This window comes from Nocardiopsis sp. RV163, from assembly GCF_001029525.1.
GTDB lineage: Bacteria > Actinomycetota > Actinomycetes > Streptosporangiales > Streptosporangiaceae > Nocardiopsis > Nocardiopsis dassonvillei.
Map to the genome: position 1 here is coordinate 1 of NZ_LEKI01000096.1, position 22643 is coordinate 22643.

The following is a 22643-nucleotide window of genomic DNA, read 5'->3' on the forward strand; positions in this document are numbered from 1 at the left end:
GTGAGGGGCGGGGCGTGGGAGGCACCGCGTACGGGGCTCCCCGGTCAAGGTCGGTGCGGGCGACGGGGCGGGAGTGCGCCCGCCGACCATGCGACGGGCGCGTGCCCGCCGGGCGCGCGACGGGAGTCCGGCTGGTCGGTGGGGCGTGGCATCCTCTGTGTATGCCTGCACCCGCCCTGCTAACGATCATCGTCGGGGACGAGGAACTCCTCGTCGACCGGGCCGTCGCCTCCGTCGTCGCGGCGGTCCGCGAGGCCGACCCCGGCGTGGACGTCCACGACCTGCTGCCCGCCCAGGTGGGGATGTCCACGCTCGTCGAGGTGACCTCGCCCTCGCTGTTCGGCGATCGGCGGGTGGTGGTGCTGCGCTCGTCCCAGGACCTGACCAAGGACCTGGCGGCGACCGTCACCGACTACCTCGGGGACCCGGCCGACGACGTCAACCTCGTGCTCACCCACTCCGGCGGCAACAAGGGCAAGGCCCTGCTCCAAGCCGCGGTCAAGGCGGGCGCCCACCGAGTGGACTGCAAGGGTCCGGGCAGACCCGCCGAGCGGGTGGCCTTCGTCAAGGGCGAGTTCTCCCAGGCGGGACGCCAGATCACCGCCGACGCCGCGCAGGCGCTGGTGGACGCGGTCGGCAGTGAGCTGCGCGAGATCGCGGCGGCCTGCACCCAGCTGATCGCCGACACCGAGGGCCGGGTGGACGCCGCAGCGGTGGCCAGGTACCACTCAGGCAAGGCGGAGGCCTCGGGGTTCACCGTGGCCGACCGCACTGTGGAGGGGCGCCTGCCCGAGGCGCTGGAGCAGTTGCGCTGGTCGCTGGCGGTGGGCACCGCCCCGGTGCTGATCAACAGCGCTCTGGCCGGTGCGGTGCGCGGTATCGCCGTGGCCGCCCAGCCGCCGCGCGGCATGTCCGAGGCGGACCTGGCCAAGCGCGCCAAGGTCCCGCCGTGGAAGCTGCGGACCCTGCGCCAACAGGCGCGGGGGTGGAGCCCGGCGGGGGTCACCCGCGCCATGGCGGTGGTCGCCGAGACCGACGCGCTCATAAAGGGCGCCGGACGCGACCCCGAGTACGCGCTGGAGCGGGCGGTCATCGAGATCGCCCGGGCCCGCGGCAGGCGTTAGCGTCGGGTTCGAAGGGCCGCTTCGGGCGTCGGAGGCGCCGCCTCAGCGGATGGTCCTGCCGCCCTGCCACACCCGCAGGGTGTTGAGACCCATCGACCAGGCGAAGGCGCCCTCGTGGTCGGCGTCCCACTGGACGAGGTCGGCCAGGCTGCCGGGCGCGAGCACGCCCCGGTCGGTCAGACCCAGGGCGCGTGCGCTGCCCATCGTGGCGGCGTGCAGGGCCTCCTGCACGGTCATCTCGAACATGGAGATGGCCAGCGAGATCACCAGGGGCATCGACATCGTGCCCGACTGGCCGGGGTTGTGGTCGGTGCCCAGCCCGATGGGCACGCCGTGGTCGAGCAGCGACCGCACCGGCGGGGTGCGGCGCTCGTGCAGCGAGGTCGTCGGGCAGGCCACCACAGGCGTGCGGGTGGCCGCCAGCGCCAGGACGTCCTGCTCGTCGGTCTCGTGCAGCAGGTCCACTGAGGAGCAGCCCATCTCGGCGGCCATGCGCACGGCGCCGTGCCGGGGGCGCGAGCAGGCGTGCAGGGTGGTGCGCAGTCCCGCGGACTGGCCCGCCCCCAGCAGCATGCGGGCGTCCTCGGTGGTGAACTGCTGGTTGTCGCAGTACACGTCCACACCGTCGGCACCGGCCAGCGCGGCGTCGCTGAGCCAGGAGGCGGCGGTGGACGCGTACTCCCCGGGTCTGCCGAAGAACTCGGGCGGCACCCCGTGCGCGGGGAAGAAGGTGACGTGCAGGCGCGGCATGCCCGGTTCCTCCTCCAGGGAGCGCAGCAGACGCACGTCGGCCAGTTCGCCGTCCCTGGTCAGGTGGTAGCCGGTCTTGGCCTCCACGGTGGTGGTGCCGGTCAGCACCCAGTGCCGGAGCCGCTCGCGAACCGCGTTGCACAGGGTCCAGGGGTCGGTACCTCGGGTGATGGTGACGGTGGTGGAGACACCGCCCCCGGCCGCGAAGATGTCCCCCTTGGAAGCGCCTTTGGCCCACATGTTGACCTCGGCGTAGCGGTCCCCCGCGTACACCGGGTGGCAGTGGGCGTCGATCAGCCCGGGGGTGATCATGCCGCCGCCGATGTTGACGACGTCGTCGACGTCGGTGAGGTCGTCCACCACGCCCGGCACGCTCTGGGGGAGCTCGGCGGCGGGCCCGACCCAGGCCACCCGGTCGTCGTCCATCAGGAGCGCGGCCTTGGTGATCAGCTCGCTCCCAGTCCACAGCCGACCGATGTTGCTGAGGAGTACCGCCGTCATGGGGTCGTCCGCCCTCGCCGGTCAGGTCGATCGGTGCGGCTGCGGGACACGGTCGTGGGATACACGGGCGGGCATGGCGACCTCGTATCTGGAGCGGTCCGACGGAGCCGGTGGGGCGTTGTGCGGCCGCCACGGCGCCGTGACGGTGGCACAGGGGGCGGCTGCCGCGGGTCAGCGGCCGCTGGCGGCCAGTGCTCCAAAACCGTAGTCCATCCGCGGACTCCGTGTACACCTCCCCGGAAGGACCAATAGGACGGTCGCCCAACAAAGGCCGCGGGGACACCGGGTGACCGGTGCCATCGGCGGCCCCGGTGATCTGGGTGTTCGCGTGCGACGGCCGGACGGGGGCGCGTCCGTGCGCCGCCGGGGCCCGCCCCCGGACACGGCGGGGCCGGGGCTCCCCGTGAGCGGGGCTCCCCGGCCGTGCGCGGCGGACCGCGCGTGCCTCAGGCCGTGCTGGGCGTGTACTCGTCGAGCCTGCCCGCGAGCAGGGCCGGCACGAAGGCGTGGATCGCCGTGCCCTCGGCGGTGTGCTCCTCGCTGAGGATGCGCCCCTCCTCGTGGATCCGGGCGATGAGGTCGCCCCGCGAGTACGGGACGAGCGCCCGGACCTCGTGCGCCAACTCGGGCAGAGCCGCGGCGACCGCGTCCACCAGCGCGGGGACTCCCTCGCCGGTACGGGCCGACACCTCGACCATGTCCGGGTAGCGGGTGCGCAGCGCCTTGAGCACGTCGGGGTCGGCGGCGTCCACCTTGTTGACCACGATGAGCTCGGGCACGTCACCCGCGTCGATGTCGGCGAAGACGTGCCGCACCGCGCTGATCTGGCTCTCCGGGTCGGGGTGGGACCCGTCGACCACGTGCAGGACCAGGTCGGAGTCGGAGACCTCCTCCAGGGTGGAGCGGAAGGCCTCCACGAGCTGGTGCGGCAGGTGCCGGACGAAGCCGACGGTGTCGCTGAGCGTGAACCCGCGGCCGTCGGGCGTGCGGGCCTGGCGCACGGTCGGGTCCAGGGTGGCGAACAGGGCGTTCTCTACCAGGACCCCGGCGCCGGTCAGCCGGTTGAGCAGGCTGGACTTGCCCGCGTTGGTGTACCCGGCGATGGCCACGGACGGCACCGAGCGGGTGCGCCGGACGTCGCGCTTGACGTCGCGTGCGGTGCGCATGTGGGCGAGCTGACGGCGCAGCTTGGCCATCTTGTCGTTGATGCGCCGGCGGTCGGTCTCGATCTTGGTCTCACCCGGGCCGCGCAGTCCGACGCCGCCGCCCGCGCCACCGCCGCCGGAGCCGCCCGCCTGACGGGACAGGGCGTCGCCCCAGCCGCGCAGTCGCGGGAGCAGGTAGCTGAGCTGGGCGAGCTCGACTTGGGCCTTGCCCTCGCTGCTGCGCGCGTGCTGGGCGAAGATGTCCAGGATCAGGGCCGTGCGGTCGATCACCTTGACCTTGACCACGTCCTCAAGCTGGCGCAGCTGGCCGGGCGTGAGCTCCCCGTCGCAGATCACGGTGTCGGCGCCGGTGGCCTCCACGACGTCGCGCAGTTCGGCGGCCTTGCCCTTGCCGACGTAGGTAGCGGGGTCGGGCTTGGAGCGGCGCTGGGTGACCCCCTCCAGCACGAGCGCGCCCGCGGTCTCGGACAGGGCGGCGAGCTCGGTGAGCGAGTTGTCCGCGTCGGCCTGCGAGCCGCTGGTCCACACGCCGATGAGGATGACGCGCTCCAGCCTCAGGGAGCGGTACTCGACCTCGGTGACGTCGGTGAGTTCGGTGGACAGTCCCGGAACCCGGCGCAGCGCGTGGCGCTCGGCGAGTTCCATCTCGCCCTGGTCGGGAGCGCTGTCCGGGTCGTCGTAGCGGTCACCGCCGGTGGCCCCGGCCTCGCGGGACGCGTCGTGTGCGTCGACCCCGTCCCCGACGGTGATCGCCTCGCGGAACGCGTCCTCGGCCTCGTGGCCGTCGTGGACGCTTCCGCGGGTGTCAGCTGTATTCATATCCCTCCAGGTGGGTCAACGTGGCCGCCGCCCCGATTCTTCCCGCGACCGGGCGGTGGCGGGTGCCCTGTCGATGGTGGCATCTCGCCTCCACGAGGGCACCTGAATTATCGCAGGGCACGGCGGGCACGACACTCCATGGGATCCGAGCCGGTGCCGCGTCCGTCCCGGCGACGGGCGCCGGCGCCGGCGCCGCGGGAGAAGTTTTCACGACCTTCCCGTCCAGGGAAACTCCCCGGTCAGTGAGACACGCGCGACGTTGACCGTCCGCGAACCGGGCGGTAGCTTCGTTTTCCACATACCAAAAGCGTATTTCGTATTGCGGAAGGTTTTTCATGGGCGCCACGCACGGGGTCGAGATCACCGGCCCCCTCCACGAACGGTTCGACGAGATCCTCACCGAGGACGCCCTCTCCCTCGTCGCCGAGCTGCACCGCGCCTTCGAGGCGCGCCGCCAGGAGCTCCTCCGGGCCCGGGTGGCCAGGCAGGAGCAGATCTCGGCCGGGGCCGACCTCGACTTCCTCCCCGAGACCAAGCACATCCGTGAGGACGACGGCTGGCGGGTCGCCCCTCCCGCCCCGGGCATCACGGACCGCCGCGTGGAGATCACAGGCCCCACCGACCGCAAGATGACCATCAACGCGCTCAACTCCGGCGCCAAGGTGTGGCTGGCCGACTTCGAGGACGCCAACACCCCGCTGTGGGAGAACATGATCGGGGGCCAGCTCAACCTGCGCGACGCCCTCGACCGCACCATCGACTTCACCTCCCCCCAGGGCAAGGCCTACGCCCTGAAGGAGGACGGCGAGCTCGCCACCGTCGTCGTCCGCCCGCGCGGCTGGCACCTGGACGAGAAGCACGTCCTCGTGGACGGCGAGCGCGTCAGCGGCGGCCTGCTGGACTTCGCCCTCTACTTCTTCCACTGCGCCCAGCGCCAGATCGACAAGGGCAGGGGCCCCTACTTCTACCTGCCCAAGATGCAGAGCCACCTCGAGGCGCGCCTGTGGAACGACGTCTTCGTCCTGGCCCAGGAGCGCCTGGGCATCCCGCGCGGCACCATCCGCGCGACCTGCCTCATCGAGACCATCCCGGCCGCGTTCGAGATGGAGGAGATCCTCTACGAGCTTCGCGAGCACTCCGCGGGCCTCAACGCGGGCCGCTGGGACTACCTGTTCAGCATCATCAAGACGCACCGCACACGCGGCCGCAGGTTCCTGCTGCCCGAGCGCAACGCCGTCACGATGACCGCGCCGATGATGCGCGCCTACACCGAACTGCTGGTCAAGACCTGCCACAAGCGAGGCGCCCACGCCATCGGCGGCATGGCGGCCTTCATCCCCTCCCGCAAGGACGAGGAGGTCAACAGGACCGCCTTCGCCAAGGTCCGCGACGACAAGTCCCGCGAGTCCGGCGACGGCTTCGACGGCTCCTGGGTCGCCCACCCGGGCCTGGTCCCGGTGGCCATGGAGGTCTTCGACGGCGTCCTGGGCGAGCGCCCCAACCAGATCGACAAGCAGCGCCCCGAGGTGGAGGTCTCGGCCGAAGACCTGCTGGCCGTGGACAGGACCCCCGGCGGAGTCACCCTCGCGGGCCTGCGCGGCAACGTCAACGTCGCCCTGCAGTACCTGGCGACGTGGATGGGCGGCAACGGCGCGGTGGCCATCCACAACCTCATGGAGGACGCCGCGACCGCCGAGATCTCCCGCTCCCAGGTCTGGCAGTGGCTGCACAACGACATCACGCTCGACAACGGCCCCAAGGTCACCGCCGACCTGGTCCGGGGGATCATCGACGAGGAGCTCGCCGCCATCCGCGAGCAGCTGGGCGCGGACTTCGACGAGAACCTCTACCAGCAGGCCGGAGAGCTGTTCACCGAGGTGGCCCTGGCCGACGAGTACGTCGACTTCCTGACCCTGCCCGCCTACGAGCGCATGCCGTGACCCGACACTGATTTCATAAAACGGAATACAAATTCCACTGCACCCCTTGCCCGCGCGAGGGGTGCAGTCGTACGTTCACCTTGCGAGGTCGCGTCCGCGAGCGGGCGGGACCGTCCGTGTCCGCGCGGGTGGAACCGGGAGGCGCCCATGTCGGAGACCGATACGGCGCGGGCCGCCGTGGCCGGGCTCGTCCCGCGGCTGCGCCGGATCTGCGGCGGGGACGGCGTGATCACCGACAACGCCCGGCGCCGGACCTACGAGAGCGACGGGCTGACCCGCCACCGCGCCATCCCCGGCGTCGTGGTGCTGCCCACCACCGCCGCCCAGGTCGCCGCCGTCGTGCGCCTGTGCGCCGAGAACGGCGTGCCCTTCGTCCCGCGCGGCGCGGGCACCGGTCTGTCCGCGGGCGCGCTCCCCCACGCCGAGGGCGTCCTGCTGGTCACCTCGCGCATGCGCCGCGTCCTGGAGGTCGACGTCGAGAACGAGTGCGCGGTCGTCGAACCCGGTGCGGCCAACCTGGACGTCACCCGCGCCGCCGCGCCCCACGGCTACTACTACGCGCCGGACCCCTCCAGCCAGCAGGTGTGCTCCGTGGGGGGCAACGTCGCAGAGAACTCCGGCGGCGCCCACTGCCTCAAGTACGGGTTCACCGTCAACCACGTGCGCGGCCTGGACATCGTCACCCCCTCCGGCGAGCAGGTGAGCCTGGGCGGCAAGAACCCCGGCGCGCACGGCTACGACCTCATCGGGGCCTTCATCGGCTCCGAGGGCACCCTGGGCGTGGCCACCCGGATCACCGTCGGCCTCACCCGGTCGCCGGAACGGACCGTCACCCTGCTGTCGGCGTTCACCTCGATGGACGCGGGCGGCCGGGCGGTCAGCTCCATCATCTCCGCCGGGGTGCTGCCCTCGGCCGTGGAGATGATGGACGCGCTGGCCATCGAGGCCGCGGAGAGGGCCGTGGCCTGCGACTACCCCGCGGGTGCCGGGGCCGTGCTGGTCGTGGAGCTGGACGGGCCCGCCGCGGAGGTCGAGGCGCAGCTCGCCGAGATCAACCGGCTGTGCGCGGAGGCGGGAGCCTTCGAGACCCGCGCCGCCGACGACGCCGACGAGCGCGCCCGGATCTGGAAGGGCCGCAAGTCGGCCTTCGCCGCCGTCGGCCGGATCAGCCCCGCCTACATCGTCCAGGACGGCGTCGTCCCGCGCACGGCCCTGCCCGAGGTGCTGCGGAGCATCACCGAACTGTCGGCGGCCTCGGGCATACGCGTGGCCAACGTCTTCCACGCCGGGGACGGCAACCTGCACCCGCTCGTGCTCTTCGACGACGCGGAACCGGGCGCGGCGGAGCGGGCCGAGGAGGTCTCCGGAGCCATCCTGGACCTGTGCGTCGAACACGGCGGCTCCATCACCGGCGAGCACGGCGTGGGCGTGGACAAGGCGTGCAAGATGCCGCGCATGTACGGCCCCGACGACCTGGCCACCTTCGACCTGTTCCGCCGGGCCCTGGACCCGGACGGGATCGCCAACCCGGACAAGCTGCTGCCCACCCCGCGCCTGTGCGGCGAGCGGCCCGGGGTGCGCACGGGGGTCCACCCGCTGGTGGAGGCGGGAAGGGCCGAGCAGTTCTGAGGCGCGGGCGGACCGCGGACACGGGGAGGGAACAGGTGACACTCGCCGAGGGACCGGACGCCAGGGGCGGAGCCACTCGGAAGGGGACCGGCGCCGACGCGGTGGGCGGCCTCGTCCCAGCGCGCGTGGCACGTCCCGCCGACACCCGGGGTCTGGGCCGCGTCATGGCGTCCGCCGCCGGGGAGGGCCTCACCGTCGTCGCGCGCGGCGGGGGCACGGCCCTGGACTGGGGCGGCCTCCCCCGCGGGTTGGACCTGCTGGTGGACACCGCCGACCTGTCGTGGACCGAGCACATCGCGGGCGACCTGGTGGTTGAGGCGGGCGCGGGGACCCCCGTGGCCGAACTGTACGACTTGCTGGCCGCCGCCGGGCAGCGGCTGTCGGCGGACCCCGTGCGCACCGGCGGCACGGTGGGCGGGATGGTGGCCACGGGCGTGAGCGGTCCGCGCCGCCTGCTCACCGGGGCGCTGCGCGACCTGGTCATCGGGATGACCGTGGTGCGCGCCGACGGCGTGGTGGCGCGCAGCGGGGGCCGGGTGGTCAAGAACGTGGCCGGGTACGACCTGGCCAAGCTGCACACCGGCGGCCTGGGCACCCTGGGCGTGATCGCCTCGGTGGCGTTCCGCCTGCACCCGCTCCCACGGGCCCTGCGCGTGCTGACCCTGCCCGCGTCCTCCGCCGAACACGCCGAGCGCCTGCTGAAGGCACTGCGCGGGTGCACCGCGACGCCCGCGGCGGTCGAGCTGGACTGGCCCTCGGCGAGCCTGCGGGTGGTGCTGGAGGGGACCCCGGACGGCGTCGGGTCGCGGGTGGCCGAGATCACCGCGGCCACCGGCGCGGAGCCCGAGGTGGCCGACGCCCTGCCCGAGGGCTGGGGCGTGCTGCCCGCCGAGGGCACGCTCGCCCTGGTGTCGGTGCCGCCCGCCGAGAGCGTGCGGGCCGCGGTGCGGGTGCACGACCTGTCAGGCGCGGGTGTCAGCGGCTCGGCCCGGGCGGGCGCGCTGTACGCGTCCTTCCCGCCGGGCGCCGGGACCGCGGAGGTGGCGGCCGTGCTCGACGGCGTGCGTTCGGTGCCCGGCTGGACGATGACCCTGCTGCGCGCGGAACCGCACGTCCACGCCGCCGGTGTGGATCTGTGGGGCGAGGTCGCCGGGCTGCCGCTGATGCGGGCGGTCAAGGACTCCCTCGATCCCGGACACCGCCTGGCCCCCGGGCGCTTCGCGGGAGGCATCTGAACACGTGCGCACACCCTGGGAGGGCCCGTGACCGACCCGACGACCGCGGACGAGCGCGACCGGCTGTTCTCCGACCTGCTCAACGACTGCGTCCACTGCGGTTTCTGCCTGCCCACCTGTCCCACGCACGTGCTGTGGGGCCAGGAGATGGACTCGCCGCGCGGGCGGATCCACCTGATGGCGCAGACGCACGACGAGGACGTGCTGACCGAGGCCGCGGTCGGGCACTTCGACAACTGCCTGGGCTGTCTGGCGTGCGTGTCCGCCTGTCCCTCGGGGGTGGCCTACGACGCGCTCATCGACACCACCCGGCACCGGGTGGAGAGGGAGCACGAGCGGCCCGCGGACGAGCGGGCGCTGCGCGGGGCAATCTTCGCGCTGTTCCCGTACCGGCGCAGGCTGGGGCTGCTGCGCGGGCCGCTGCGCGCCTACCAGGCCAGCGGCGTCTCCTCGCTCGTGCGGCGCACGGGGCTGCTGGAGCGTATCTCCCCCGCCCTGGCCGCCATGGAGCGCATCTCGCCGCCGCTGTCGTCTCCCCCGCCCGCCCTGCCGGAGCTGGTGCCCGCGGTGGGGCGGGCGCGGGCACGGGTGGGCATGCTGGTGGGCTGCGTGCAGGGCGCGTTCTTCCCCGAGGTCAACACCGCGACCGCGCGGGTGCTGGCCCTGGAGGGCTGCGACGTGGTCGTCCCCCGCGCCCAGGGCTGCTGCGGGGCCCTGTCCGGGCACGCCGGGCGGATGGAGGAGTCGGCCGACCTCGCCCGGAGCCTGATCGAGGTCTTCGAACGCGAGCGGGTGGACCGGATCGTGGTCAACTCGGCCGGGTGCGGGTCCAGCATGAAGCACTTCGACCGCACCCTGGCCGAGGCGGGCGCGGACCGGGCCTGGGTGCGCCGGGGGCGCGCACAGGCCGAGCGGGTCGCGGACCTCACCGAGTTCCTGGTGGAGCTGGGACCGCGGGCTGAGCGCCATCCCCTCGCCCTGCACGTGGCCTACCACGACGCGTGCCACCTCTCCCACGGCCAGGGCGTCACCCGGCCGCCCCGCGCCCTGCTCGCGGGGATTCCGGAGCTGCGCGTGTCCGACCTGCCCAACGGCGAGATCTGCTGCGGCTCGGCGGGTGTGTACAACCTGCTCAAGCCCGAGGCCGCCCGCGAGCTCGGCGACCGCAAGGGGCGGGACGCGGCCTCCACCGGCGCAGACGTCCTGGTGTCGGGGAACCCGGGGTGCTCGCTCCAGATAGCCTCCGCCATGGACCGCGCGGGCTCGCCGGTGGCGGTGACCCACACCGCCCGGGTGCTGGACGCCTCCCTGCGGGGACTGCCCGCAGCGCGATTGCTGGGACGCCGCTGAGTGTTCGGTGGCGGAGGCCCTCGGCGGGGGCTGAGGGAGGTGAGCGTTCACCCCTCCCCCAGCCCGCGGGGGCCGGGGGTGGGCGTTCGCGCTCACGTCAGCCCGGAAGGGTGCGGACTTCGGTGCCTTTGCGGGCCGAGGGTGTCTGCCCCCACACACGGCCCCGGGCTCAGATCAGGCTCGTCTCGCCCTCGGCCACGATCACGGCCGGTCCGCTCAGCCTCGCGCCGTCCGCGTCCAGGAAGACGGTGCACTCGCCCCCCAGGACCCGCACCCTCCAGGTCGCGCCCTCCCCGCGAGGGGTGGCCGCGGCAGCGGCGGCGACGATCCCGGTCCCGCAGGAGCGGGTCTCCCCCGAACCGCGCTCGTACACGCGCATCTCCAGCACGCCCGGAGCCGCCTCGCGGTACACCTCGACGTTGGCCCCGGCGGGGAAGGCCTCCACGTCCAGCACGGGCAGCTCGCTCAGGTCCACCTCGGCGACCGGCACGGTCACCTCGCAGGCCAGGTGCGGGTTGCCCACGGAGATCTGCTCACCGTGCACCACCTGCCGGGCGAGCTTGGCGGAGGAGGTCCCCTGCATCTCCACCCGGCCCATGTCTATGGTGATGCCGCCGTCGGCCTCCACGTGGACCTCCTTGGCCCCGTCGCGGGTGCCCACCTCGAAGCGGTCACCCTCGACGAGCCCGGCGTGCAGCAGGTAGCGGGCGAAGACCCGCACACCGTTGCCGCACATCTCGGCGACGCTCCCGTCGGCGTTGCGGTAGTCCATGAACCACTCGGAGCGCTCGGCCGTGCGGGCGGCCGGGGCGAGGGCCTCACCGAGGGCACGCGTGCGCACCACCCGCAGGACGCCGTCCGCGCCGATCCCGGCCCGGCGGTCGCACAGCAGGCGGACGGCCTCCTCCGTGAGGTCCAGCTCCCCGTCGGGGTCGGGGAGGATCACGAAGTCGTTCTCTGTTCCGTGGCCCTTGGCGAATCGCATGCCGACCATCCTAGGCGCGGACGGCCACCTCCCCCGTCCGCCGCTCGACGGTCCGGCCGGGCCCGGGGCTGACTACGCTGGAGGAATGATCAAGGTGATCGCGGTCGTCGGCCCGACCGCTGTGGGCAAGTCGGACCTGGCCGTCGAGGTGGCCCTGCGGCTGGAGGAGCGCACGGGGCGCCGGGGCGAGGTGATCAACGCCGACTCCATGCAGCTCTACCGAGGCATGGACATCGGCACCGCCAAGCTCACAGACGCCGAGAAACGCGGGGTCCCCCACCACCTGCTCGACGTGTGGGAGGTCAGCGAGCCCGCTGACGTGGCCAGCTACCAGGACATGGCCCGTGACCGCGTCGAGCAGTGCGCCGACCATGACGTCATTCCGGTCCTGGTCGGCGGTTCGGGCCTGTACGTGCGCGCGGTCCTGGACCATCTGAACTTCCCCGGCACCGACCCGGCGGTCCGCTCGCGCCTGGAGGCGGAGCTCGGCGACGTCGGCCCGGGCGTCCTGCACGCCCGCCTGGCCGAGGCCGACCCCGCGGCGGCCCGCGCCATCCTGCCGGGCAACGGGCGGCGGATCGTGCGCGCCCTGGAGGTCATCGAGCTGACCGGGGAGCCTTTCACCGCGAACCTGCCCGACCACACCTCCTTCTACCCGTGCACGCAGATCGGCCTGACGGCTCCGCGTACCGAGCTGGACGAGCGCATCGGCACCCGTGTGGACCGAATGTGGGAGCAGGGCCTGCTGGAGGAGGTCCGCGAACTGGACGAGCTCGGGCTGCGCGAGGGCCGGACCGCCTCGCGCGCGCTCGGTTACGCACAGGCGCTCGCCCAACTGGACGGCGAACTGTCCGAGGAGGAGGCCAAGGCGGACACCGCCCAGGCCACCCGCCGGTTCGCCCGCCGCCAGGAGTCGTGGTTCCGACGCGACCCGCGGGTGCGCTGGCTTCCCCACGACGCCCCCGACCTCGTGGAACGCGCTCTGGCCCAGGTTGAGCGGGCGCTGTCGGGCGCCTCGGACGAGCCGGGCGAGGCCCTGGTGGACGTGTCGACCTGGATGCCCCGCTCCGCGCGGTGACCCCCCGGCGGTTCCGCGTCCGCCGCACACCCGCCCGCACGTGACGGCCGGGCCCGCCAAGGGCCCGGCCGTCGGTCCCGCACGGCCCGTTTCCGCCTTCCCTCCCGAAAACCCTTGCCCCCGCCCCTCTGTTGGCCTACTTTGACTGTGTGACCAGTTTTGAAAACTGGTCACACAGTCAGGGGCGGGGAGGTGGGGATATGGTCATCGGCGTCAACACGCGTGGTCAGCAGCACCTCGCATGCCCTCGACTCGCAGGAGTACACCGTGGCCCCATCCACACCCCCGACCGCCAGCGAGCGCGAACTGCGCGCCGACCGCATCCTGGACGCGGCGGAGGAGCTGATGGTCGCCTGGGGACACCGCAAGATCACCATCGAGGACGTCGCCCGGCGGGCCAAGATCGGCAAGGGAACCGTCTACCTGCACTTCTCCACCAAGGAGGCGCTCCTCCTGACGGTGGTCATGCGGGCGCAGCTCGGCGTGCTGCGCCGGATCCTGGACTCCATGCGGGCCTCACCCGAGAACGTCCGGCCCAGCGAGGTCGCGCGCGCCCTCTACCTGTTCCATCTGGACTCGCCGACCATCCGCGCGCTGTTCGCCAACGGGACCGAGTCCTTGGGCAACCTCTCCCGCGACGCGGCCGCCCTCGTCGGCGACACCGTCCGGGAGCGGCGGAGGGCCCTGCGGACCTACTGGGACATCCTGCGCGAGCACGGCCTGCTCAGCGGAGACAGCTCACCCGACGAACAGCTGTACGCCTACAACTCCCTGGTCATGGGCCACCTGGTCGCACCCCCGGTGCTGGAGGGCCAGGGCATGCGCGTGCCCGACCACGGCACGCGCGCCGAACTCATGGCCAGGAGCATCCGTCTGCTCCTGGAACAGGACGCCTCCCCGGAGGACACCCGTCGGGCCCGGGACAGGGCCCTGGCGCTCTTCTCCGCGCTGGACGAGCGCCTGCACTCGGAGATCACCCGGCAGAAACAGACGACACGCTCCACCTGAGCCCCAGAGGAGGGCCAATGACAGAAGTAACCCCGTCCGACGAACTGATCGACCTGCGCTCCCCCGAGTTCACCGCCGACCCCCTCTCCGTGATCGACCGGGTCCGGGCCGCGGGCGGCTCGGCACCGGCCCTGTTCGTGGACACCCGGGAGGCCGTCCTCTTCGTCGACGACGAGGACGTGCGGACCATCCTCAGTGACCGGCGCTTCGTGCTGGACCCCGCGAACGTGCCGGGGGGTCGGGCCTCCACCACCCGCTCCGACGCGCTCAGGGGGCTGGGCATCCGTCCCGACCTGATCACCTACCTGACCGAGTCCCTCCTGGACAAGGACGGCGGCGACCACACCCGGCTGCGGAAGCTGGTCTCGCGCACCTTCACCGTGCGCCGGGTCAACGAGCTGCGGCCCTCGGTCCAGCGCATCACCGACGACCTGCTCGCGCGGCTGCCCGACCTCGCCGACGGGGACGGGGTCGTGGACCTCATGCCGCACTTCTCCTACCCGCTGCCGATCGCGGTCATCTGCGACCTGGTCGGCGTTCCGGAGGAGGACCGCGGGGCCTGGCGGGCGTGGAGCGACCAACTGTCCCGGTTCGACCCCACCAGGCCCGAGCTGATGAACGGCGCACTCGGCGAGATGATCGGCCACATCGAGGGAATGCTCGCCGAGCGCCGGGCCCGGCCGAGCGAGGACCTGCTCGGCGCACTGGTCAGGGCGCGCGACGAGGACGGCGGGCGCATGAGCGAGAGCGAGCTGATCACCCTGGTGTTCACCCTCGTCATCGCCGGGCACGAGACCACCGCGCACCTGCTGGGCAACGGGGTGCGGGCCCTGCTCGACAACCCGGTCCAGTGGGAGATGCTGCGGCAGGACCCCGGGCTGCTGCCCTCCGCCGTACACGAGATGCTCCGCTACGGAGGCACCGCCGTGATCTCCAAGGCGCGGTACGCGGCCGAGGACGTCGAACTCAGGTGCGGCCGCCTGGCCGCGGGCGAGCGGGCGATCGCGGTCCTGGCGGGCGCCAACCGCGACCCGAGGGTCCACCCGGACCCGCACCGGTTCGACATCACACGCCACCGGGGCAGGCCCGGCGAGGAGCACGTGGGGTTCGGCCACGGCATCCACTACTGCCTGGGCGCGGCCCTGGCCCGCCAGGAGGGCGAGGTGGCGGTCGGGTCCCTGCTGGCCGCCCACCCCGGTCTGTCCCCGGCGCCCGGCCGCGAGCCCCTGCCCGGACGGGTGCCGGGCACGATGAGGTTGGACAGCCTGCCCGTCCGGCTCTGAGGCTCCGGCCCGCGCGCCCGCTCCGCGCGGCTCCCGCCGGAGCGAAGGCGGGACGGCCGTCGGCCCGGCCGCGCGGACGGCAGCGGCCCCCGGCGCCGATGCGCCGGGGGCCGCTGCCGGTGTGGTCCCGGGGTCAGATCTCGCAGCAGCCGCCCGCCGGAGCGGGCTCCTCGGCCGGAACGCCGATCCCGGGCATGCCAAGGAGCACCCGCGGTTCGCTCTCCTGGACCGGTCGGCCGTTGCGGGCCGCCCAGGCGTCGCCCGCGCGGGTGCGCCGCAGGGCGCGCACGCCGGAGTCGGCCACCAGGTGGTGCGGGGCGGCGTAGGTGACCTCCACGGTCACAGTGTCGCCGGGGCGGGGGTCGTCGCCGTCACCGACCGCGAAGTGCACCAGGCGGTTGTCGGGGGCGCGGCCGGACAGTCGGCGGTGCTCGCCGTCCTTCCTGCCCTCGCCCTCGGCGACCAGCAGCTCGACCTCGCCGCCGACCAGCTTCTGGTTCTCCTCCCAGGAGATCTGGTCCTGGAGGTCGACCAGGCGCTGGTAGCGGTCCTTGACGACCTCAGGCGGGACCTGGTCCTCCATGGTCGCGGCCGGGGTCCCGGGGCGCTTGGAGTACTGGAAGGTGAACGCCATCGAGAACCGCGCCTCGCGGACCACGTGCAGCGTCTCCTGGAAGTCCTCCTCGGTCTCGCCGGGGAAGCCCACGATGATGTCGGTGGTGATCGCGGCGTGCGGCATGGCGGCGCGCACCTTCTCCACGATGCCGAGGAAGCGCTCCTGACGGTAGGAGCGGCGCATGGCCTTGAGGACCCGGCTCGATCCCGACTGGAGCGGCATGTGCAGCTGCGGCATGACGTTGGGGGTCTCGGCCATGGCCTCGATGACGTCGTCGGTGAAGTCGCGCGGGTGCGGAGAGGTGAAGCGCACCCGCTCCAGCCCCTCGATCCCGCCGCAGGCGCGCAGCAGCTTGGAGAAGGCCTGCCGGTCGCCGAATCCGCTGCCGTAGGCGTTGACGTTCTGGCCGAGCAGGGTGATCTCGCTGACGCCCTCGTCGACCAGGGCGCGCACCTCGGCGAGCACGTCTCCGGGGCGGCGGTCCTGCTCCTTGCCGCGCAGCGCGGGCACGATGCAGAAGGTGCAGGTGTTGTTGCAGCCCACTGAGACCGACACCCACGCCGCGTACGCGGACTCACGTCGGCTGGGCAGCGTGGAAGGGAAGTGCTCAAGGGACTCGGCGATCTCCACCTGCGCCTCCCGCTGGACGCGGGAGCGCTCCAGCAGGGCGGGCAGGGAGCCGATGTTGTGGGTGCCGAACACGACGTCGACCCAGGGCGCGCGGCGCACGATCTCGCCGCGGTCCTTCTGCGCCAGGCAGCCGCCGACGGCGATCTGCATCCCCGGGTTGGCGTCCTTGACCGGGCGCAGGTGCCCGAGGTTGCCGTAGAGGCGGTTGTCGGCGTTCTCCCGGACCGCACAGGTGTTGAAGACGACGATGTCTGCGGTGGTGTCCTCGGCTGCGCGCGCGTACCCAGCGTCCTCCAGCAGACCGGAGAGGCGCTCGGAGTCGTGGACGTTCATCTGGCAGCCGTAGGTCCGCACTTGGTAGGTACGACTCTGGCTCACGGGACCAGGCTATCCGGTGCCGTGGACCGCGCGGAGACCCCGGGAGGAACCCGCACCCCCCGTCCGGGGCCTTCTCCGGGGCGCCGCGGCAGACGGGGAGGCGGAGCGAGTCCGGAAGTGGCCGATGTGAGACGCTGGAGAACGGAACCGCGACACGGAGCGACAAACGGTCATTTAACCGTCCAAACACATAACAGTTTCGCCGATCACGCCGTAACAAGTCTGCTACTCCGCAGACGGGCGGCGATTTCGTGATGACACGGCAACATGGACCCATTAGGTTCCCCAACATGACCTCAACTCCTCTCGTCGTGCTGGAGAACGTCAACAAGCACTTCGGCGACCTGCACGTGCTCCGCGACATCGATCTGACGGTTAACTCCGGCGAGGTGGTAGTCGTCATCGGGCCGTCCGGTTCCGGCAAGTCGACGCTGTGCCGCACGATCAACCGCCTGGAGACGATCGACGCCGGCACCATCACGCTGGACGGACAGCCGCTGCCCGCGGAGGGCCGCGGTCTGGCCCGGCTCCGCAGCGACGTGGGCATGGTCTTCCAGTCGTTCAACCTGTTCGCCCACAAGACCGTGCTCCAGAACGTGACCCTGGGCCCCACCAAGGTCCTGCGCATGAACAAGGCCGAGGCCGACGCCCGGGGCATGGAACTGCTGGAGCGCGTCCAGATCGGCAACCAGGCCAACAAGTACCCGGCGCAGCTCTCCGGGGGACAGCAGCAGCGCGTGGCGATCGCCCGCGCACTGGCGATGAACCCCAAGGTGATCCTCTTCGACGAGCCGACCTCGGCCCTGGACCCGGAGATGGTCCAGGAGGTCCTCGACGTCATGACCGATCTCGCCTCCGAGGGCATGACGATGGTCGTGGTCACCCACGAGATGGGCTTCGCGCGCCGCGCGGCCAACCGGGTCGTCTTCATGGCCGACGGACAGATCGTCGAGGAGAACACCCCCGACGAGTTCTTCACCAACCCCCGGTCCGAGCGCGCCCAGGACTTCCTGTCCAAGATCCTGACCCACTAGGTTTCCCCGCGTTCTTCGCACGAAGCAAGGAAGAGGTACCCCACATGCGAGTCCGTCGCATCAGCACCATCCTGGGCGGCACCGCGGCCCTGGCCTTCGCCCTCAGCGCCTGTGGCACCGCCGACGTCGGCGGCGGCAGCGGTGACGGCGAAGGCGGCGGCGAGGGTGGCGGCGACACCATCACCATCGGCGTCAAGTACGACCAGCCCGGCCTGGGCCTGCTGGAGGGCGACGCCCCCGTCGGCTTCGACGTGGACGTGGCCACCTACATCGCCGGCGAGCTGGGCTACGAGCCCGAGCAGATCGAGTGGACCGAGGCCGCCTCCGCCAACCGTGAGTCCTTCCTCCAGCAGGGCACCGTCGACATGGTGATCGCCACCTACTCGATCACCGACGAGCGCCGCCAGGTCGTCGACTTCGCCGGACCGTACTACGTCGCGCAGCAGGACATCCTGGTCCAGGCCGACAACGAGGACATCCAGGGCCCCGAGGACCTGGCGGGCAAGGTCCTGTGCTCGGCCTCCGGCTCCCGCTCGGCCAACAACATCGTCGACGACATGGGCATCGACGCCGAGCTGCGCGAGGCGGGCAACTACTCCGAGTGCCTGTCCCTGCTGGGCAACGGCACCGTCGACGCGGTGACCACGGACAACACCATCCTCGCGGGCTTCGCCGCGCAGGACCCCGGCACCTACCGGGTGGTCAACAACCCCTTCGGCGAGGAGCGCTACGGCGTGGGCCTGCCGGCCGGCTCCACGGAGCGGTGCGAGGAGGTCAACGCCGCCATCCAGAAGATGTGGGACGAGGGCTACACGACCGAGGCCCTGGAGACCGCCTTCGGCGAGACCGACTTCGCCTACGAGGAGGCCGCTCCCGAGGTCGACGCCTGCCAGTAGGCTCCACTTCCCCGACCGCGCGCCCCGCGGCGGGGCCGTCCCCGGCCCCGCCGCCCGGCCCTTGACCAGCTGGGACCCATGGAAGCCTTTCTCAGCAATATCGACAGGGTTGTCGACGGTTTCTCATGGACCGTCCGGCTCACCCTCCTCAGCGCCCTCTTCTCCTTCGTCCTGGGCGTCCTGCTCACGGCCATGCGGGTCTCCCCCGTCCCGCTCCTGCGCGGCATAGCCACCGCCTACGTCGAGGGCATCCGCAGCACGCCCCTGACCCTGGTCCTGCTCTTCTGCGGTCTGGGCCTGAACAGCGCCCTGGGAATCGCCCTGGCCGGCAGCGTCGCGTGGGACGTGTTCTGGTGGGCCGTCATCGGCCTGTCCGGCTACACCGCCTGCTTCGTCTCGGAGTCGCTGCGCGCGGGGATCAACACGATCCCCCTCGGCCAGGTGGAGGCGGCCCGCTCGCTGGGCCTGACCTTCACCCAGAACCTGCGGATGATCGTCATCCCGCAGGCGCTGCGCACCGTCGTCGGCCCGCTGGGCAGCGTGCTCATCGCGCTGATCAAGAACACGACCGTCGCCTCCGTCGCGGGGCTGGGCGTTCAGGAGGCGTCCAGGGAGATGAAGCTCATGTTCGACCAGGGCATCGCTCCGGTCCTGCCGACCTTCGTCGGCTTCGCGATCGGCTTCCTGATCCTGACCCTGCCGACGGGCTACTTCTTCGGCTGGCTCTCCAGGCGCGTGGCGGTGGTCCGATGAGCGCGCAGAGCTCCGTCCTCTTCGACGCCCCCGGCCCCAAGGCCCGCAGGCGCAACGCCCTCTACACGGTCGTCACCGTGTTCCTGGCCCTGGTCGGCCTGACCATCCTGTACCTGGGGTTCAACGGCACCCTGCGCGACACCGGGTTCTCGCTGTTCAACCCGCTCACCTGGGGGCTGCTGGGCGAACCGGCGACCTGGGCGGTCAACCCCGCGGGCGAGTGGGCCCCGGACAAGTGGGAGCCGTTCCTGCGACCCGACACCTGGACCGACTACGTCGTCCCGGGTCTGCAGAACACGCTGACCGCGGCGCTGACCGCCTCGGTCCTGGCTATCGTCTTCGGCCTGGTGTTCGGCGTCGGCCGCCTGTCCGACAAATGGTGGATCCGCGTTCCGGCCGGGGCCGTGGTGGAGTTCTTCCGCGGCATCCCCCTGCTGATGCTGATCTTCTTCACGATGGCGCTGCCCATCGTGGCCTACCAGGTGTTCGACATCCCCGCGGGCACCTTCCAGGTCTCGGCGCTGGCCGCCGTCGTCACGGGCCTGACCCTGTACAACGGCTCCGTGCTGGCGGAGGTCTTCCGCGCGGGGGTCCTCGCGGTGCCCAAGGGCCAGTCCGAGGCCGCCCAGGCCATCGGGATGACCCGGGGCCAGAACATGCGGGTGATCCTCATCCCGCAGGCGATCACCGCGATGATGCCCGCGATCGTGGCGCAGCTCGTGGTCCTGCTCAAGGACTCCGCGCTGGGCTACATCATCGCCTTCCCCGAGATGCTGCGCAGCTTCACCCTGCTGGCCACGCGCGAGAGCAACGTGATCCCGGCCGCGATCATCTGCGCGGCCATCTACATCGCCATCAACCTCTCGCTGAGCCGGGTCGCGATCTGGCTGGAGCGGCGCAACGCCCGCCGAGGCAGGCCCTCGGCCAAGCCCGCGGGCGGCGATGACGCCCCGGTACCACCCACGGACACCGGCGGCGGCTTCGGTGACGGCGCCGCCAAGGTCAGCGGCCCCGCCGGCTCCGTGGCGGTGGAGCCCACCGTGCAGGAGCCGCTGCCCGACACCCTGGACGAGTCCCGCCCGGCGGAGTCCGACGACGGCGACGACGCGGACGGCGAGGGGGGCCGGAAGGACTGACCCCCTTCTCCACGGCCGGAACGGCCCCGTGCGCGCCCCTCGGCGCGTGCGGGGCCGTCGTCGTCGCGGCCCCTCGGAGGGCGGCGCGCGGAGGGCCCTTCGGGACTGCACAAGCGGGCGAACGAGGACTAAGGTCGACATGTCATCGCATCGAATCCTCGACCCACCCTGAGCGGACATGTCTGAACTGTCGAGCCCCTACGGCTCCTGGCCATCGCCCATCAGCGCCGGTGTCGTCGCCCGAGGAGTGCGGCGGATGGCGTTCCCGTCCGTCGCGGGCGCGGAGGTCTGGTGGGAGGAGGGTCGCCCCGAGGAGGGGCGGACCACCCTCATGCGGCGCGACGCCGACGGAACGGTGACCGAGCTGCTGCCCGCGCCCTGGAGCGCGGGGACCCGGGTGCACGAGTACGGCGGGCGCGCCTACCTGCCGGTCCCGCGCCGCGACGACAAGGCCATCACCCGCATGGGCGTGGTGTTCTCCCACTCCTCCGATCAGCGCCTCTACCTGCTGGAACGCGGCTCCTGGGAACCGGTGCCGCTGACACCCGACGACGGCGCCTCGCGCTACGCCGACCCCGCGCTGAGCGCGGACGGACGCGCCGTGCTGTGCGTGCGCGAGAGGCACGCGGAGGGGGCCGTCCGCCGTTCGATCGTGTCGGTGCCGCTGTCGGGCCGGGGCGCCCAGGACCCCTCCGCCGTGCGCGAACTGGTCTCGGGCGCGGACTTCTACGCCTCCCCCACCCCGTCGCCGGACGGCGTCCACCTGGCCTACGTGCGGTGGAACCACCCCAGGATGCCCTGGGACGGCAGCGAACTGAGGGTGGGCGCCCTGGGCGAGACCGGGCTGACCGGCGAGTACACCCTCAAGGGCGGGGTGGACGAGTCGGTGGTCTCCCCGGCCTGGGCCGACGACGCGACGCTGTACGTGGCCTCGGACTGGCCGGGCTGGTGGAACCTGTACCAGGCGGGGATGACCGGGCAGGCGCTGGCGCTGTACCCGGCCGAGGAGGAGTTCCACGCCTCCCCCGGACGCCTGGGCAACCGGTCGTTCTGCGTGCTGGACTCGCGCCGGGTGGTGGCGCTGCACGGGCACGCCGACCTGACCCCGAGCGTGTACGACCCCGACACCCTGGATCTGACGCCGGTGGCGACCGGCCTGACCACGTGGTCGATGCTGGACACCGACGGGCGCACCGTGGTGGCGGTGGCCTCCTCGCCGACCGAGCCGCCGTGCCTGGTGCGGCTGGACCCGGCCTCGGGGGCCGTGGAGGTGCTGCGCCGGGCCGCCGAGGAGCTGCCGGACACCGCCTACCTGCCCGTGCCCCGCCAGGAGACGCTGCCGGGCCGCTACGGGGCGACGGTGCACGCGAACGTCTACCCGCCGACCAACCCCGACGCGTCCGCGGACGGCCCCGCGCCGTACGTGGTGTGGGCGCACGGCGGCCCGGTGTCGGTCAGCACTCTGGAGTTCGACCTGGCCAAGGCCTACTTCACCAGCCGGGGGATCGGTGTGGTGGACGTCAACTACGGCGGCTCGACGGGGTTCGGGCGCCCGTACCGCAAGCGCCTGCACAAGGAGTGGGGCGTGGTGGACGTGGAGGACTGCGTGGCCGCGGCCCGGGCCCTGGTGGAACAGGGGGTGGCCGATCCCCGGAGGCTGGCGATCCGCGGTCCGAGCGCGGGCGGGTACACGGCGCTGATGGCGCTGACCGGGGACACGTTCGCGTGCGGGGTGTCCCTCTTCGGGGTCACCGACCTGCTGGGGTTCAGCCAGACCACGCACGACTTCGAGTCGCGGTTCCTGGACTCGCTGGTGGGGACTCTGCCGGGGTTCGTGGAGCGGTACCGGGAGCGTTCTCCGGTCAACCGCGCCGGGGAGATCGACGTGCCGGTGCTGCTGGTGCAGGGCCTGGAGGACAGGGTCGTGACCCCGGACCAGGCCACGGCGATGGCGACGGCGCTGGGGCGGCGCGGGGCCCCTTACGCGCTGGTGGAGTTCGAGGGCGAGGGGCACGGGTTCACCGGGCAGGACGCGCGGATGCGCTCCCTGGAGTCGGAGCTGGCCTTCTACGCGCGGGTGTTCGGTTTCGAGGCCGACGTGGCGCCGCTGGAGCTGGTGACCGTTCCGCCGGAGACCGGCGGCGGCGCGGAACCGGACGCCGAGGTCGCCGGGGAGCCCGAGGACGCCGGGAACGCCCCGAGCGCGGAGGACACCGCCGACGCGCTCGCGCGGGACCCCCGGGACGGCGGGTCCCCGAGTCCCGCTGGGGCCGCCGCCGGCGACTGACCCCTCGGAAACGGGGCGGTGGTGTCCTTCGCCGGTCGTGGGGAC

At 72.5% G+C, this 22643-nt stretch carries 17 protein-coding genes; 13 read left to right on the plus strand and 4 right to left on the minus strand.

What is annotated here, in order from left to right:
• Positions 1-161: 161 nt before the first annotated feature.
• Positions 162-1124, plus strand: coding sequence for a DNA polymerase III subunit delta (holA, locus tag ABD54_RS16990; protein ID WP_047870482.1), 963 nt, complete (start codon positions 162-164; stop codon positions 1122-1124).
• 42 nt (positions 1125-1166) lie between these two features.
• Here the strand turns inward: holA and ABD54_RS16995 are convergent, their stop codons facing one another.
• Both ABD54_RS16995 and hflX read right to left on the minus strand, forming a co-directional pair.
• On the minus strand, positions 1167-2375 hold the full coding sequence (locus ABD54_RS16995) for an amidohydrolase family protein (RefSeq protein ID WP_047870483.1): 1209 nt from the start codon (positions 2373-2375) through the stop codon (positions 1167-1169).
• 446 nt (positions 2376-2821) lie between these two features.
• On the minus strand, positions 2822-4360 hold the full coding sequence (gene hflX, locus ABD54_RS17000) for a GTPase HflX (RefSeq protein WP_047870484.1): 1539 nt from the start codon (positions 4358-4360) through the stop codon (positions 2822-2824).
• 335 nt (positions 4361-4695) lie between these two features.
• Here hflX and aceB point away from each other — a divergent pair, with 335 nt between their 5' ends.
• The 4 genes from aceB (at position 4696) to ABD54_RS17020 (ending at position 10514) form a co-directional block, all read left to right on the plus strand.
• Positions 4696-6300, plus strand: a complete 1605-nt coding sequence (gene aceB / locus ABD54_RS17005; RefSeq protein WP_047870485.1) for a malate synthase A — start codon at positions 4696-4698, stop codon at positions 6298-6300.
• Between the two features lie 147 nt (positions 6301-6447).
• Positions 6448-7929, plus strand: coding sequence for an FAD-linked oxidase C-terminal domain-containing protein (locus ABD54_RS17010; RefSeq protein ID WP_047870486.1), 1482 nt, complete (start codon positions 6448-6450; stop codon positions 7927-7929).
• A gap of 35 nt (positions 7930-7964) precedes the next feature.
• Entirely contained in the window at positions 7965-9164 is a 1200-nt protein-coding gene (locus ABD54_RS17015) for an FAD-binding oxidoreductase (RefSeq protein WP_047870487.1), read from the plus strand.
• A gap of 27 nt (positions 9165-9191) precedes the next feature.
• Positions 9192-10514, plus strand: a complete 1323-nt coding sequence (locus ABD54_RS17020; RefSeq protein ID WP_047870488.1) for a (Fe-S)-binding protein — start codon at positions 9192-9194, stop codon at positions 10512-10514.
• A gap of 169 nt (positions 10515-10683) precedes the next feature.
• Here ABD54_RS17020 and dapF read toward each other — a convergent pair whose 3' ends face one another.
• Positions 10684-11508: a diaminopimelate epimerase gene (dapF, locus tag ABD54_RS17025; protein ID WP_082166864.1), complete on the minus strand. Its 825-nt coding sequence runs from the start codon at positions 11506-11508 to the stop codon at positions 10684-10686.
• 76 nt (positions 11509-11584) lie between these two features.
• Between dapF and miaA the strand changes: the two genes are divergently transcribed.
• The 3 genes from miaA (at position 11585) to ABD54_RS17040 (ending at position 14868) form a co-directional block, all read left to right on the plus strand.
• Positions 11585-12577 carry a tRNA (adenosine(37)-N6)-dimethylallyltransferase MiaA gene (gene miaA, locus ABD54_RS17030; protein WP_047870489.1) on the plus strand — a complete coding sequence of 331 codons (993 nt, stop codon included), beginning with the start codon at positions 11585-11587 and terminating at the stop codon, positions 12575-12577.
• A gap of 222 nt (positions 12578-12799) precedes the next feature.
• Positions 12800-13585 carry a TetR/AcrR family transcriptional regulator gene (locus tag ABD54_RS17035; RefSeq protein ID WP_047870490.1) on the plus strand — a complete coding sequence of 262 codons (786 nt, stop codon included), beginning with the start codon at positions 12800-12802 and terminating at the stop codon, positions 13583-13585.
• 17 nt (positions 13586-13602) lie between these two features.
• Positions 13603-14868 carry a cytochrome P450 gene (locus ABD54_RS17040; protein WP_047870491.1) on the plus strand — a complete coding sequence of 422 codons (1266 nt, stop codon included), beginning with the start codon at positions 13603-13605 and terminating at the stop codon, positions 14866-14868.
• A 133-nt stretch (positions 14869-15001) separates the two neighbouring features.
• Here the strand turns inward: ABD54_RS17040 and miaB are convergent, their stop codons facing one another.
• Entirely contained in the window at positions 15002-16468 is a 1467-nt protein-coding gene (gene miaB / locus ABD54_RS17045) for a tRNA (N6-isopentenyl adenosine(37)-C2)-methylthiotransferase MiaB (protein ID WP_268778190.1), read from the minus strand.
• Positions 16469-16782: 314 nt separating this feature from the next.
• Here miaB and ABD54_RS17050 point away from each other — a divergent pair, with 314 nt between their 5' ends.
• The 5 genes from ABD54_RS17050 (at position 16783) to ABD54_RS17070 (ending at position 22598) form a co-directional block, all read left to right on the plus strand.
• On the plus strand, positions 16783-17526 hold the full coding sequence (locus tag ABD54_RS17050; protein WP_026114893.1) for an amino acid ABC transporter ATP-binding protein: 744 nt from the start codon (positions 16783-16785) through the stop codon (positions 17524-17526).
• A gap of 44 nt (positions 17527-17570) precedes the next feature.
• Positions 17571-18422 (plus strand): glutamate ABC transporter substrate-binding protein, encoded by an 852-nt coding sequence (locus tag ABD54_RS17055; protein WP_047870493.1) that lies wholly within the window; start codon positions 17571-17573, stop codon positions 18420-18422.
• 78 nt (positions 18423-18500) lie between these two features.
• Positions 18501-19175, plus strand: coding sequence for an amino acid ABC transporter permease (locus ABD54_RS17060; RefSeq protein ID WP_047870494.1), 675 nt, complete (start codon positions 18501-18503; stop codon positions 19173-19175).
• The gene (locus ABD54_RS17065; RefSeq protein WP_047870495.1) at positions 19172-20311 is read left to right on the plus strand and encodes an amino acid ABC transporter permease; all 1140 of its coding nucleotides are present in this window, start codon (positions 19172-19174) and stop codon (positions 20309-20311) included. Before ABD54_RS17060 ends, ABD54_RS17065 begins: the two co-directional genes overlap by 4 nt.
• A 178-nt stretch (positions 20312-20489) precedes the next feature.
• Positions 20490-22598, plus strand: coding sequence for a prolyl oligopeptidase family serine peptidase (locus ABD54_RS17070; RefSeq protein WP_047870496.1), 2109 nt, complete (start codon positions 20490-20492; stop codon positions 22596-22598).
• The last annotated feature ends 45 nt before the right edge of the window (positions 22599-22643 follow it).